Annotated in this window: 11 protein-coding genes; all 11 read left to right on the top strand. The window is 40.3% G+C overall.

Annotated elements, in window-relative coordinates; translation table 11 throughout:
• The first annotated feature begins 14 nt into the window (after positions 1-14).
• The 11 genes from H6A27_RS03950 to H6A27_RS03900 all read left to right on the top strand — a co-directional run bounded on the left by H6A27_RS03950 (position 15) and on the right by H6A27_RS03900 (position 13,400).
• Positions 15-1,283, top strand: coding sequence for a phospho-N-acetylmuramoyl-pentapeptide-transferase (locus H6A27_RS03950; RefSeq protein ID WP_204401744.1), 1,269 nt, complete (start codon positions 15-17; stop codon positions 1,281-1,283).
• A gap of 10 nt (positions 1,284-1,293) precedes the next feature.
• On the top strand, positions 1,294-2,628 hold the full coding sequence (gene murD, locus H6A27_RS03945) for a UDP-N-acetylmuramoyl-L-alanine--D-glutamate ligase (protein WP_204401742.1): 1,335 nt from the start codon (positions 1,294-1,296) through the stop codon (positions 2,626-2,628).
• Positions 2,629-2,640: 12 nt separating this feature from the next.
• Positions 2,641-3,921, top strand: coding sequence for an FtsW/RodA/SpoVE family cell cycle protein (locus H6A27_RS03940; protein ID WP_204401740.1), 1,281 nt, complete (start codon positions 2,641-2,643; stop codon positions 3,919-3,921).
• A gap of 147 nt (positions 3,922-4,068) precedes the next feature.
• Positions 4,069-5,199, top strand: coding sequence for an undecaprenyldiphospho-muramoylpentapeptide beta-N-acetylglucosaminyltransferase (gene murG / locus H6A27_RS03935; RefSeq protein WP_204401738.1), 1,131 nt, complete (start codon positions 4,069-4,071; stop codon positions 5,197-5,199).
• Positions 5,189-6,562: a UDP-N-acetylmuramate--L-alanine ligase gene (locus H6A27_RS03930; protein WP_204507769.1), complete on the top strand. Its 1,374-nt coding sequence runs from the start codon at positions 5,189-5,191 to the stop codon at positions 6,560-6,562. The genes murG and H6A27_RS03930 overlap by 11 nt, the downstream gene beginning before the upstream one ends.
• On the top strand, positions 6,563-7,297 hold the full coding sequence (locus H6A27_RS03925) for a cell division protein FtsQ/DivIB (RefSeq protein ID WP_204401734.1): 735 nt from the start codon (positions 6,563-6,565) through the stop codon (positions 7,295-7,297).
• 6 nt (positions 7,298-7,303) lie between these two features.
• The gene (gene ftsA / locus H6A27_RS03920; RefSeq protein WP_204507768.1) at positions 7,304-9,061 is read left to right on the top strand and encodes a cell division protein FtsA; all 1,758 of its coding nucleotides are present in this window, start codon (positions 7,304-7,306) and stop codon (positions 9,059-9,061) included.
• A 76-nt stretch (positions 9,062-9,137) separates the two neighbouring features.
• Entirely contained in the window at positions 9,138-10,439 is a 1,302-nt protein-coding gene (gene ftsZ, locus H6A27_RS03915; protein WP_204401730.1) for a cell division protein FtsZ, read from the top strand.
• A gap of 127 nt (positions 10,440-10,566) precedes the next feature.
• Positions 10,567-11,016, top strand: coding sequence for a GatB/YqeY domain-containing protein (locus H6A27_RS03910; protein ID WP_204507767.1), 450 nt, complete (start codon positions 10,567-10,569; stop codon positions 11,014-11,016).
• Positions 11,017-11,134: 118 nt separating this feature from the next.
• Positions 11,135-12,052 (top strand): ABC transporter ATP-binding protein, encoded by a 918-nt coding sequence (locus tag H6A27_RS03905; protein ID WP_204507766.1) that lies wholly within the window; start codon positions 11,135-11,137, stop codon positions 12,050-12,052.
• Between the two features lie 49 nt (positions 12,053-12,101).
• Positions 12,102-13,400, top strand: a complete 1,299-nt coding sequence (locus H6A27_RS03900) for an ABC transporter permease (protein WP_204507765.1) — start codon at positions 12,102-12,104, stop codon at positions 13,398-13,400.
• The last annotated feature ends 19 nt before the right edge of the window (positions 13,401-13,419 follow it).

Here is a 13,419-nt window from a genome sequence, read left to right as displayed (position 1 = left end):
AACATAGAAACTTAATGTTATACTATCTATTCAAATATTTGGAACAGTTTGATTTCCCCGGGGCAAGAATGTTTGGCTACGTCTCCTTCAGGGCAATCATGGCTGTGATATTATCACTTCTGATTTCGGCTATATTCGGTGAATTTTTCATCAACATGCTGAAAAAGAAACAAATAACCGAAACACAGAGAGATGCGTCTATAGACCCTTTTAATGTAAACAAAAAAGGAGTTCCAACAATGGGAGGTATAATTATTATTGTAGCTATACTGATACCATGCCTTCTTTTGGGCAAACTACACAATATCTACATGATACTTATGCTCATAACTACTGTTTGGCTCGGAACATTAGGCTTTCTTGACGACTACATCAAAGTTTTCAAGAAAGACAAGGAAGGGCTTCACGGCAAATTTAAAATCATAGGTCAGGTCGGACTGGGATTTATAGTAGGGCTTACGCTGTATCTCAGCCCTGACGTAGTGATAAGGGAGAATGTAGAGATACAGAGAAACGGTGAGGTAGTTGACGTAATCCACAAAGCACAGGATGAAAAATCAACAAAAACTACTATCCCATTCTTTAAAAACAACAATCTGGACTATGCCGACATCGTAGGCTTCATGGGAGAACACGCCCAAACAGCCGGATGGATTGTTTTCGTAATTATCACAATATTTGTTGTTACGGCAGTATCTAACGGAGCAAACCTCAACGACGGTATGGACGGCATGACAGCCGGAAACTCTGCAATAATAGGGGTTACCCTCGGGATATTAGCGTACGTATCGAGCCATATTGAATATGCATCATATCTTAATATTATGTATATTCCAGGAAGTGAAGAACTGGTAATATATATTTGTGCCTTTATCGGTGCATTGATAGGTTTCCTATGGTACAATGCATTCCCGGCACAAGTATTTATGGGTGATACCGGCAGCCTTACTATCGGAGGTATAATAGCTGTATTCGCAATCATCATCCACAAAGAACTGTTAATACCGATATTGTGCGGAATATTCCTTGTAGAGAATCTGTCTGTTATATTACAGGTCAAATATTTCCAGAGAGGGAAGAAAAAAGGAATCAAGCAAAGGGTGTTCAAGCGTACTCCTATACACGACCATTTCAGGACCACAATAGCACAGCTTGACCCTAACTGCTCATATATTTTCACAGGACCAAGTAATGTTTTCCACGAAGCTAAAATAACAGTTAGATTCTGGATTGTAACCATAGTACTTGCTGCTATAACTATTATAACTTTAAAGATTAGATAAATTTTTCACCATGGCAAAAAGAATTGTCATTTTAGGAGCCGGAGAGAGCGGAGCGGGAGCTGCCGTATTGGCTAAAAAAGAAGGATTTGACACGTTCGTATCAGACATGTCGTTGATTAAGGACAAGTATAAGTATATGCTTGACAGTAAAGGTATAGCTTGGGAAGAAGGCAAACACACAGAAGAGCTGATACTCAATGCGGATGAAGTTATAAAAAGCCCGGGAATACCGAACGACGCACCTATGATTTTAAAAATCAAGGAAAAAAATATTCCTGTAATATCTGAAATTGAGTTCGCAGGAAGATACACAAATGCGAAGATGATATGTATCACTGGTAGTAACGGAAAAACGACCACTACATCACTTATTTACCACATATTCAAGAAAGCAGGATTGAATGTGGGGCTTGCCGGAAATATAGGGCAGAGTCTCGCATATCAGGTAGCTGAGTGCAATTATGACTACTACGTGATAGAACTGAGCAGCTTCCAGCTTGACAATATGTACGATTTCCACGCCAATATTGCTGTGCTCATGAATATCACTCCTGACCATCTGGACCGATATGAATACAAAATGCAGAATTATGTGGACGCAAAATTCAGAATCATACAGAACCAGACAGAAAATGATGCGTTCATATTCTGGAATGACGACCCTATAATACAACGCGAATTACACAAATACGGCATTCACGGTCATTATTATCCTTTTGCCGAAAAGAAAGAAGAAGGAACAGTGGCATACGTGAAAGAGAAAAGAATTTGTTTTACAGAACCTATCGCTTTCAATATGGAACAGGAGGAGCTTGCACTAACAGGTAAGCATAATCTGTTCAACTCTATGGCGGCAGGATTGTCTGCCAACATAGCCGGAATCAAGAATGAATGTATCCGCGAGGCTTTAAGCGACTTCAAAGGTGTAGAACACAGACTTGAAAAGGTTGCCAGAGTAAAAGGAGTGGAATATATAAACGACTCGAAAGCTACAAACGTTAACTCATGCTGGTACGCGCTTCAAAGCATGACAACAAAGACTGTGCTTATTCTTGGCGGAAAAGACAAAGGAAACGACTATAACGAAATAGCCAACCTCGTTAAAGAAAAATGTAGCGGGCTTATATTTATGGGGCTCCACAATGAAAAACTGCATGAGTTCTTTGACGGTTTCGGTTTACCAATTGCCGACGTACAGAGCATGAAAGACGCAGTGGACGAAGCATACAAGATGGCAAAGGATGGTGAAACAGTTCTTTTGAGTCCTTGCTGTGCAAGTTTCGATTTGTTTAAAAGCTACGAAGATAGAGGAGAACAATTCAAAGAGTGTGTAAAAAAACTATAATACGCTATTAAGATGGATTTGCTAAAGAAACTATTTAAAGGCGACAGAATAGTATGGATTATTTTCATGCTATTCTGCCTTATATCAATTATTGAAGTTTTCAGTGCTTCCAGTACGCTCACATTCAAGTCTGGCGACCATTGGAGACCTATAACTTCGCACATATCATTGATTATGGCAGGTACCATCATAGTATTTTTTACACATCTGATGCCCTGCAGATGGTTCAAGAAATTCAATCTGTTTCTACCTATATCATGGGGGTTGCTTTTATCTGTTCTCATTATCGGGGCAATGACCAATGGAGCAAAAAGATGGATTGATTTCGGATTCTTTCAGTTCCAGCCATCGGAAGTTGCAAAGATGGCACTGATAATATCAGTAGCCATGACGCTTGCAAAATTTCAGTACGAAGATGGAGCCGACAAGAAAGCATTCAAATACATTCTTATATCAACAGGGATTACTGTGGCACTGATTATCTCGGAAAACCTTTCGACAGCCGCACTCCTTTGTGCGACAGTTTTCGTAATGATGTTCATCGGCAGAGTTCCAATGAGACAATTAGGAAAACTTGCCGGAGCAGGAATATTAGTATTGGTTATCGGCTTATGTACAATAAAGTTTGTTCCTAACCAGGCTTGGGATGCCGTAGGACTACACCGCTTCACCACATGGAAAAGCCGATTCGAGAACCATTTCAACCAGGCTCAAGTGCCGGCCGCAAAATTCGACATCGACAATGACGCACAAATAGCGCATGCCAATATCGCAATCGCCACCAGCAATATCATAGGAAAAGGTCCGGGCAACAGCGTGCAGCGAGACTTCCTGTCACAGGCTTTTTCCGACTTCATCTATGCCATTATAATCGAGGAGCTTGGATTAGTGGGTGGAGCATTCGTTGCCATGCTGTACATAGTCCTGCTATTACGAATAGGCAAGATTGCCCGAGGGTGCGATGAGCCTTATTATGCTTTACTCATTATTGGCATTGGCATATTACTGTCAATTCAGGCAATGTTCAACATGCTTGTAGCTGTAGGAATAATCCCTGTAACAGGACAGCCTCTTCCATTAATAAGTAAAGGAGGAACATCAATACTCATCAATTCTGTGTATATAGGAATCATATTGAGCATAAGCCGACACGTTTCCGATCTGCAGGCAAAAGAGGAAGAAGAAAAGGCAGCTGAAGAAGCAAGACTGCACGATGCCGCAGTATCAATACTGAAAAATGCGGCACTCGAACTGGCAGAAAAAGGACCGGAAGAAAAGAAAGGCGAAGATTGAAACTAAAAAGTTGTAATATAACTATATAAAGATATTAATTTATCATTATTCTATATTTATTTGAAGTTTATTAATAACTTTGCGAAAAATAGTTTTAAGAGAGAAATAATAAAATAACAGGTTGAAAGCCTTACAAAATATAAAACAATGAACGATAATCTACGTATAATAATAAGCGGAGGTGGAACCGGAGGACATATCTTTCCGGCGATATCTATAGCTAATGCAATAAAAGAACTAAGACCTGACACTGAGATTCTTTTTGTCGGAGCTGAGGGAAGAATGGAAATGCAACGAGTTCCAGCTGCGGGTTATAAAATCATCGGACTGCCAGTAGCAGGTTTTGACAGAAAAAATCTGTTGAAGAATTTTTCTGTTATCGTAAGACTGATAAAGAGTCAGGCTATTGCTCGTAAGATTATCAAAGACTTCAAGCCTCACGTTGCCGTGGGAGTTGGAGGTTATGCAAGTGGACCTACCTTGAAAATGGCTGGAGCAATGGGAATACCTACTTTGATACAGGAACAGAACTCGTATGCAGGAGTTACAAACAAGCTTCTTGCCAGTAAGGCATCCAAGATATGTGTCGCATATCCCGGAATGGAAAAATTCTTTGAAAAGGATAAAATAATTATGACAGGAAACCCTGTCAGACAAGGTCTTCTTGAGAATAATATATCTAAAGAAGACGCAATAAAATCTTTCGGTCTGAATCCTGACAAGAAAACAATACTCATTGTTGGAGGAAGCTTAGGAGCAAGAACACTAAATAATTGCGTAATGCATTCTATTGACAAAATCAAGTCTTCGGATGTACAGTTTATCTGGCAGACAGGTAAATTCTATATAAAAGAAGCCAAAGCTTGTAGTGAGGCTGCAGGAAATCCTGAAATGCTTCATACTACAGACTTTATATCTAACATGAATGCCGCATATACAGCAGCTGACCTCGTTGTCAGCAGAGCCGGTGCAGGTTCAATCTCTGAATTCTGCCTTTTGGGTAAACCGGTAATATTGGTGCCATCGCCTAATGTAGCCGAAGACCATCAGACAAAAAATGCTATGGCATTGGTTGACAAAGAGGCAGCAGTATATATCAAGGACTCGGAAGCCGAAGAAAAACTAATTGACTCTGCTATAAAATTGGTAAACGACGAGCCAAAACTAAAAACACTTAGCGGCAACATCAAGAAACTGGCATTCAACAATTCGGCTAACGTAATTGCTGAAGAGGTTTGCAAACTGGCCGATAAATACAAAAAAGAAAATGAACATTAATACTATAAAATCCGTATATTTCATTGGTGCCGGTGGTATCGGTATGAGTGCATTGGTCAGATACTTCCTGTCAAAAGGCAAGGAAGTGGCTGGCTACGACCGTACACAAAGCGAACTGACAGAAGAACTGATAAAGGAAGGAGCAAATATTCATTACGAGGAAAACATATCACTAATTCCTGATAGTTGCAAAATAAAAAAAGACACATTGGTAATATTCACTCCTGCCATTCCACAGACACATAAAGAGTTCACATACTTCAAAGAAAACGGTTTCGAAATCCTAAAACGTGCACAGGTTCTCGGAATGATTACAACAACCGAGAAGGGACTATGCGTGGCTGGAACACATGGTAAGACAACGACTTCTACACTTACAGCACATCTGTTACACCAGTCCCACATAGGCTGTAATGCTTTCCTTGGCGGAATTTCGAAAAATTACAAAACAAATCTGCTACTGTCTGAAACAAGTAATTATGTAGTTATTGAAGCCGATGAATTCGACAGATCTTTCCACTGGCTGACACCGTTTGCGACAGTAATCACTGCGACTGATTCGGATCATCTGGATATATACGGAACACGAGAAGCATATCTGGAAAGCTTCAACAAATATACCTCTTTAATATGCCGTGGCGGATATCTGATAGCGAAAAAAGGCATCGACCTTTCACCTGCGGTACAGGAAGGAGTAAAAATATATTCATACGGAATTACAGACGGTGATTTCAAGGCTGAAAATATCAGAATAGGAAACGGTGAGATTGTATTCGACTTTATATCTCCATTCGGGAATATTAACGACATCAAACTTGGAGTACCAGTATATGTCAATATAGAAAACGGTATAGCAGCTATGGCTCTTGCACAAATAGCTGGAGTAAGCAATGAAGAAATAAAAAATGCAATGCCTACATTCAGTGGCGTGGACAGACGTTTCGACTTCAAAATAAAAGAAGACAACCTGGTTTTCCTGAGCGACTATGCCCATCATCCAGCAGAAATCAGACAAAGCATATCATCTATAAAAGCTCTTTATCCTGATAAAAAGGTAACAGCTGTATTCCAGCCTCATCTTTATACCAGGACAAGAGATTTTTATAAAGAATTTGCCGAAAGCCTGTCATTGGCAGATGAAATCATTCTGCTGGACATTTATCCGGCAAGAGAGCTCCCTATTGAAGGCGTTACAAGTAAACTTATTTACGACAATATACAAGAAGGAAAAGTCAAGACTCTTTGTAAGAAAGAAGAACTTTTAGACTTACTGAAGAAAAAGGAGATTGAAGTTCTTATCACACTCGGTGCAGGAGACATTGACAATATGATTCCACAAATTTATAATATATTAAAAAAGTAAATGATAAAACGAATTCTCATACTCTTGGCTCTGATCGCAACATCGGTTTACCTGGTGCTGGCAGTCACTATATTTAATGCAAAGCCGCTTGACCGGAATTGCAAGGGTATAGAATTGGAAATAATGGATAAGGTAGATTACAATTTCGTCACACAGCATGATATAGAAACAACATTAAAGAACAAAAAACTCCTTCCAACGGGGGTAAAACAAAAAGATATCGATATCCGGAAACTTGAAACAGTACTTGAGGATAATCCGTTTATCAAAGATGCTGAATGTTATATGACGAAAGGCGGAAAGGTCAAGATTGACATCTACCAGAGGATTCCACTAATGAGAGTAATGAGCAGCAACGGCGACAACTACTACATTGACAACGAAGGCAAAGTAATGAAAGCCAATGGCAAGGCAGTACGAGTAGCAGTAGCGACAGGATATATCGACAGGAAATTTGCCAGCGAGAAGCTTTACCAGTTGGCATGTTTCCTTAACTCAGACAAATTCTGGAATTCACAGATAGAGCAGGTAAATGTTACCAGGGAACAGGAAATAGAACTTGTGCCAAGAGTTGGTAATCATATACTCTTCATAGGGAAACCGGAAATGTTTGAGACTAAATTCAAAAAATTAAAGGCATTCTACACTGAAGGTTTAAACAATGTAGGATGGAATAAATATAAGCGCATTAGCGTTGAATTCAACAACCAGATAATTTGCACAAAAAAGGAGTAACAATATATGGCAGCATCAGATTTCATAGTAGCGATTGAGCTTGGTTCTACAGAAATAACAGGTATCGCAGGTAAAAAGAATGCAGACGGCAGCTTGAACATTTTAGCTTATTCTTCGGAAAGGTCAGCCGACTGTATTAAGAAAGGAGTTATCTATAATCTGGATAAGACTACGCAAAAGCTTACTTCCGTAATCAAAGACCTTGAAAACAAACTTCAGGCTGGGATTAAGAAGGTATATATTGGCGTAGGTGGTCTGTCTTTAAGAAGTATCAAAAATACTGAAAACAGACAATTAGGCGAGGATACCAGAATATCGCAAGCCATAATAGACAGCATGATGGAGAACAATCTGGAAATCCCTTTACTTGACTATGAGGTACTGGCGGTAGAACCACAAGAATACAAGATAGGCAACAATCTGCTTACTGAACCTGTAGGAACAACTGCCAACAGTATCGAAGGGAACTACCTTAATATTATTGCACGTCCTTCTGTTAAACAGAATATAAGACAATGCCTTTCTCATACCGGATATGAAATAGCAGGATTTACAATATCTCCGATGGCTACTGCAGACGCCGTACTTACTACAAATGAGAAAAGATCAGGTTGCGTGCTTATTGATTTTGGCGCTGATACTACTACTGTTAGTGTTTACAAAAACAACATACTCCGCCACGTATGCGTAATTCCTTTGGGAGGGAATAATATCACAAAAGACATTACCAGCAAACAGATAGAAGAAGACGAGGCTGAACAAATAAAGTTGAGATATGCTTCCGCATATACTGAATACAAAGAAGGTGAAGAAGTGCAAGACTCTGACTTATCCATTGACGGGAAGGTAGTAATCAAATCAAGAACTCTTGAAGATATTGTAGAAGCCAGAGTAAACGAGATACTTAACAATGTGTTCAATCAGATAAAACTGTCAAACTACAGTGACACACTGATGGCAGGTATTATAGTAACAGGTGGAGTGGCAAATATGCCTAACATTGATAAAGCCATTACCAACATCACAAAAATCGATAAAGTAAGAGTAGCTTTAGCAGGTGACACAAATGTAGTAGGCAATATTGTAATACCTAAAAATGGCAAACTAAATACCATAATAGGCATACTGATGTCCGGTGAAGAGAACTGCTGCAGAATAGATCCAAGGAAAGGACATCAGTTAGACTTCAATGAAGAGCCGGTGGCCGTAAACGAAAAAGCTGACGATATCATTGTAGAACAACCTGAGAAGCAAGAAGAAAAAGTTGAAGAGGACAAAATAAAAATAGAAGTTGTTGACTATTCAAAAGAGTGTCATCAGTTGGTCATTACAGCTTCCCAGTTGATATTGAGCAGGGATTACTCTGAAGCACTGGAGATTCTTGACAAAGCCAAAAAGCTGAATGTAGAAGCTAAGGCAAAGGAAATAGAATCATTGGAAAAAGAAGCTAAAAGGCTGCTTGATGAGGCTGAAAGAGTAAGAGCCATAAAAGAAGCCGAGAAACAGCGTGAAGCACAGAAAAAAGCAATTTGTGAAAAGCTGCTGGAAGAAGCGGTCGAACTGATTGACAAAGCGCATTACGATGCAGCCAAGGAAAAGCTCAAAACAGCCAAAGGATATAATTTTGCAGAATCAAACGCTGTGATAGAAGAACTTGAAGAAAAAATTATCAAAGCTCAGAAAAACAAGAAAAGAAGTATATTCGACAGAATAAAACAAGGTATGAGCAAAGCTTCTGAAGAGTTTTTCGATGGAATAAAATAAGGCACTGTACTTGTATAAAATCAGGTAAACAGTTATAAATATAATTTTAGCAAATAAATTTAAATACTAAGATAATATGTCAGACGAAACAACAATGCCTTTCGATTTTCCGAGAGACGTACAACATATAATTAAAGTCATTGGTGTAGGTGGCGGTGGAGGTAATGCTGTCAACCACATGTATAGGAAAGGTATCCACGACGTAAACTTTGTAGTCTGCAATACAGATAATCAAGCTTTAGACGAATCGCCTGTACCTTTTAAGCTTCAGTTAGGAAGCGAAGGCCTTGGTGCCGGTAACCGCCCTGAAAAGGCAAGAGCAGCTGCCGAGGAAAGTATAGAGCAGGTTAGAGAAATGCTTAGTGACGGATGCCGAATGGCATTCATTACAGCCGGAATGGGTGGAGGAACCGGTACTGGTGCGGCTCCTATCATTGCAAAGGCAGCCAAAGACATGGATATACTTACTGTAGGTATCGTTACTATTCCATTCATGTTCGAAGGTAACAAGAAAATAGACCAGGCATTGGACGGTGTGGAAGAAATGAGCAAACATGTCGATGCTCTCCTTGTTATCAACAATGAAAGACTGCGCGATGTTTATTCAGACATAAGTGTAATGAATGCTTTCGGAAAGGCAGACGACACATTATCTGTTGCAGCAAAAAGTATTGCAGAAATCATCACATTAAGAGGTAAAATAAACCTCGACTTTAACGATGTCAAGACAGTACTTAAAGATGGTGGTGTGGCTATCATGAGTACAGGATATGGCGAAGGTGAAGGCAGAGTGACAAAAGCTATCAAAGATGCGCTGAACTCACCACTACTTAACAATAAAGACATATTCAACTCAAAGAAAGTATTGTTTGTCATTACGTATAGCCCAACAAGTGAACTCATGATGAACGAAATGGACGAGATACATGATTTCATGAGTAAATTCGAAAAAGAATTCGAGACAAAATGGGGACTCTACGAAGACAGTACACTTGAATCAAAAATCAAGTTCACTATATTGGCAACAGGTTTCGGTATCTCGGATGTCCCTGGCATGGATAATGTAATACAGAAACATACCAGAGAGGAAGAAGAGAAACTCGCCGAACAGGAAGAAATCAGACAAAAGAATGAGGATCGAAGAAAAGATTACTATCCTGAAGCCAAAACAAACAGAAAGAGAAGACACCACATGTATATATTCAGCCAGGAAGATCTTGACAATGATGATATAATAAGTATGGTGGAAACTACTCCTACTTACAAAAGGACAAAGAAAGAACTTGAAAGCATACAGTCTAAAGCTGCCATGCAGGAAACTACAGTACAATCATCAGATAACAATAACGCAGAAAGTACTGTTATAAGTTTCTTCTAAGAAGTTACAAGGCTTCAGTTACAAGTCGACAAGGCAATCTATCCGGATACTTGTCAACTTGTCAACTTGTCAACTAACTTAAAAACTTAAAAATTTAAAAACTCAAAAACTCAAAAACTTATATATTATGGATTTATTTGAACAGATAAGCAACGATATCAAAGAAGCCATGAAGGCTAAAGACAAAGTAAAACTTGAAACTTTGCGTAATGTGAAAAAATTCTTCCTTGAAGCAAAAACAGCTCCGGGAGCCAACGATACCCTGACTGATGATGCCGCACTGAAGATTATGCAGAAACTTGTGAAACAAGGAAAAGATTCTGCTGCAGTGTATGAAGGACAAGGACGCGCCGACCTGGCTGAAGCTGAAATGGCCCAGGTACACGTAATAGAGACATATCTTCCTAAACAGCTTTCTGCAGAAGAACTGGAGGCTAAGCTGAAAGAAATTATCGAACGCACAGGAGCCAAAGACGGCAAAGACATGGGCAAAGTAATGGGAGTCGCTTCGAAAGAACTTGCGGGTCTTGCTGAAGGCAGAGCTATATCAGCCAAGGTTAAAGAGCTTCTGGGCTAATAATCACGACATACAAAAATAGAGACAATACAAGAGACAACGGTATATAGATTATGACACAGATGACGACACATGCATAATTTATATACCGTTTTTTACAACTTAAAATCAAACATTTATGAGCGAATACTTCTTGGAAGCGCATAACATAGTGAAAAGTTATGCCAACCACACGGCCCTCAACGGCGTCAGCATAAATGTTCCGAAAGGACAGGTCTTCGGACTGCTGGGACCTAACGGAGCCGGAAAAACTACACTGATAAGAATCATCAACCGCATTACAGCCCCTGACTCGGGTGAGGTATATTTCGACGGACATCTTTCGCAGGCTGACGACATCTACAAGATTGGCTATCTGCCTGAAGAAAGAGGACTATACAAGAAAATGAAAGTAGGCGAACAAGCCATCTATCTGGCACAGCTCAAAGGACTGGACAAACATGAAGCTAGAAAACGCCTGAAAGAATGGTTCGACAAATTCGAGATTACACAGTGGTGGGACAAGAAACTCGAAGAACTCTCAAAGGGTATGCAGCAGAAAGTACAGTTCGTAATCACTGTACTCCACAAGCCTCAGCTGCTGATATTCGACGAACCGTTCTCCGGTTTCGACCCAGTGAACGCGGAACTTCTGAAGAGAGAGATACTAGAACTCAAGAATCAAGGCCACACCATTATCTTCTCTACTCACAACATGTCGTCGGTAGAAGAGATATGCGACAACATAGCACTGATAAACCACTCGCAGGTGGTACTTCAGGGGGAAGTGAACGAAGTACGTTCTCAATTCAAAACCAATACTTACAGACTGGGACTGCGCATAGGAAAAGAGCTGTCTGCCAACAGCATGTTCGAAATCCTTTCGTCAGAAGTTAAAGGCGGAGAACAGATATTCACTATCAAGAAGAACAGCGACCTGAGCAACTCGCAACTGCTGGCCGGTATCGCAGCTGAAAATGAGATAACTTCATTTGCCGAATGCCTGCCGTCGATGAACGAGATTTTCATCAGAACTGTGGAGAACAGCAAACCGTAAAACCCACAAACTTATAAACTCAAAAACTCACAAACTCACAAACTTATATATGAACAAGACATTCATTATAATTCACCGCGAGTTCATGAACCGCGTGAGCAAAAAATCATTCATCATACTGACTGTTCTGATGCCGTTCATCTTCGCAGCACTGATATTCGTACCGCTGATGCTTTCGATGGTAAAGAGCGACGAACAGAAAAACATTGCCGTGATAGACCATACAGGAAAATATTTCCCAATGATGGCTAATGACGAATCCTATCTTTTCTACCCTGAGGAGGAAATGAAAGAGGAATTCCGATCGGATACAACAGCCTACAGCGCAGTAATAGAAATCACAGCCGACCTGATAGAGAATCCTGATGCGGCAGCCATCTATTCGCGCAAGGAGATTCCACAGGGACTGTCACGAATAGTGAACAATGCCATCAACGAACAGATCCGTCACGACAAACTGGTAAGCTACAATATTCCCCAGTTGCAGAGGATTATGAACGATTTCGACCAGACCTACAGCATACGCACAATCAAATGGAGCGACGATGGCAGCGAGAGCGAATCGAATGCGGGAGTAGCAGTAGCAGCAGGTATGATACTGACATTCCTCATCTATATGTTCGTAATGTCATACGGAGGTATGGTAATGCAGAGCGTGATGGAAGAGAAAACTAACCGTATCGTAGAGCTTATGATTTCGTCAGTACGTCCGTTCCAGCTTATGATAGGCAAAATCATAGGAATAGGACTTGTGGGAATACTTCAGCTTGCCATTTGGGGAGTAATGCTCGCCATAATAATTACCGTAGCAGGATTAATGTTCGGAGTATCAGCAATGTCAAATCCTGACGCAATGATGGCTGCTACTTCGACACCAATGCCGGAGCCTTCGGAAGCAAATGCAATACTTGCATCTATCCACAACCTTAACCTGCCTGCACTGGGTGGTATCTTCGTCCTGAATTTTATAGGCGGATATCTGGTTTATGCCTCAATATTTGCAGCAATAGGCGCGTCTATCAATGAAGCAGAAGATTCACAGCAGTTCATGACACCAATAATTTTCCTTCTGGTGTTCGCACTCTATGCCGCAATCTACAGTGCAGAAAATGCCGACGGTCCACTAGCCGTTTGGTGCTCAATGATTCCATTCACTTCGCCTGTAGTTTCCATGGTGCGTGTTTCGCTGGATGCTCCGGGATGGCAGACAGCTCTATCGCTCGTTATTCTCTATGCATCGGCATTCACACTGATATGGCTGGCTGGCAAAATTTACAGAGTAGGAATACTTATGTACGGCAAGAAACCTTCGTTGAAGGAAATGATAAAATGGATAAGCTATAAATAATATATCAGCACTTCCCTAA

The sequence above is a fragment of the Bacteroides caecigallinarum genome (genome assembly GCF_016902295.1).
Taxonomy (GTDB): domain Bacteria; phylum Bacteroidota; class Bacteroidia; order Bacteroidales; family Bacteroidaceae; genus Phocaeicola; species Phocaeicola caecigallinarum_A.
Note: the sequence above shows the minus strand (reverse complement) of the source record. Positions and strands in the feature narration are given on the sequence as shown.

What these genes read in the sequence shown, in the direction of transcription:
- H6A27_RS03950 (WP_204401744.1), top strand. Translation starts at nt 15, where the DNA reads ATGTTATACTATCTATTCAAATATTTGGAACAGTTTGATTTCCCCGGG.
- ftsZ (WP_204401730.1), top strand. Translation starts at nt 9,138, where the DNA reads ATGTCAGACGAAACAACAATGCCTTTCGATTTTCCGAGAGACGTACAA.
- H6A27_RS03910 (WP_204507767.1), top strand. Translation starts at nt 10,567, where the DNA reads ATGGATTTATTTGAACAGATAAGCAACGATATCAAAGAAGCCATGAAG.
- ftsA (WP_204507768.1), top strand. Translation starts at nt 7,304, where the DNA reads ATGGCAGCATCAGATTTCATAGTAGCGATTGAGCTTGGTTCTACAGAA.
- H6A27_RS03900 (WP_204507765.1), top strand. Translation starts at nt 12,102, where the DNA reads ATGAACAAGACATTCATTATAATTCACCGCGAGTTCATGAACCGCGTG.
- H6A27_RS03905 (WP_204507766.1), top strand. Translation starts at nt 11,135, where the DNA reads ATGAGCGAATACTTCTTGGAAGCGCATAACATAGTGAAAAGTTATGCC.
- H6A27_RS03930 (WP_204507769.1), top strand. Translation starts at nt 5,189, where the DNA reads ATGAACATTAATACTATAAAATCCGTATATTTCATTGGTGCCGGTGGT.
- H6A27_RS03940 (WP_204401740.1), top strand. Translation starts at nt 2,641, where the DNA reads ATGGATTTGCTAAAGAAACTATTTAAAGGCGACAGAATAGTATGGATT.
- murG (WP_204401738.1), top strand. Translation starts at nt 4,069, where the DNA reads ATGAACGATAATCTACGTATAATAATAAGCGGAGGTGGAACCGGAGGA.
- H6A27_RS03925 (WP_204401734.1), top strand. Translation starts at nt 6,563, where the DNA reads ATGATAAAACGAATTCTCATACTCTTGGCTCTGATCGCAACATCGGTT.
- murD (WP_204401742.1), top strand. Translation starts at nt 1,294, where the DNA reads ATGGCAAAAAGAATTGTCATTTTAGGAGCCGGAGAGAGCGGAGCGGGA.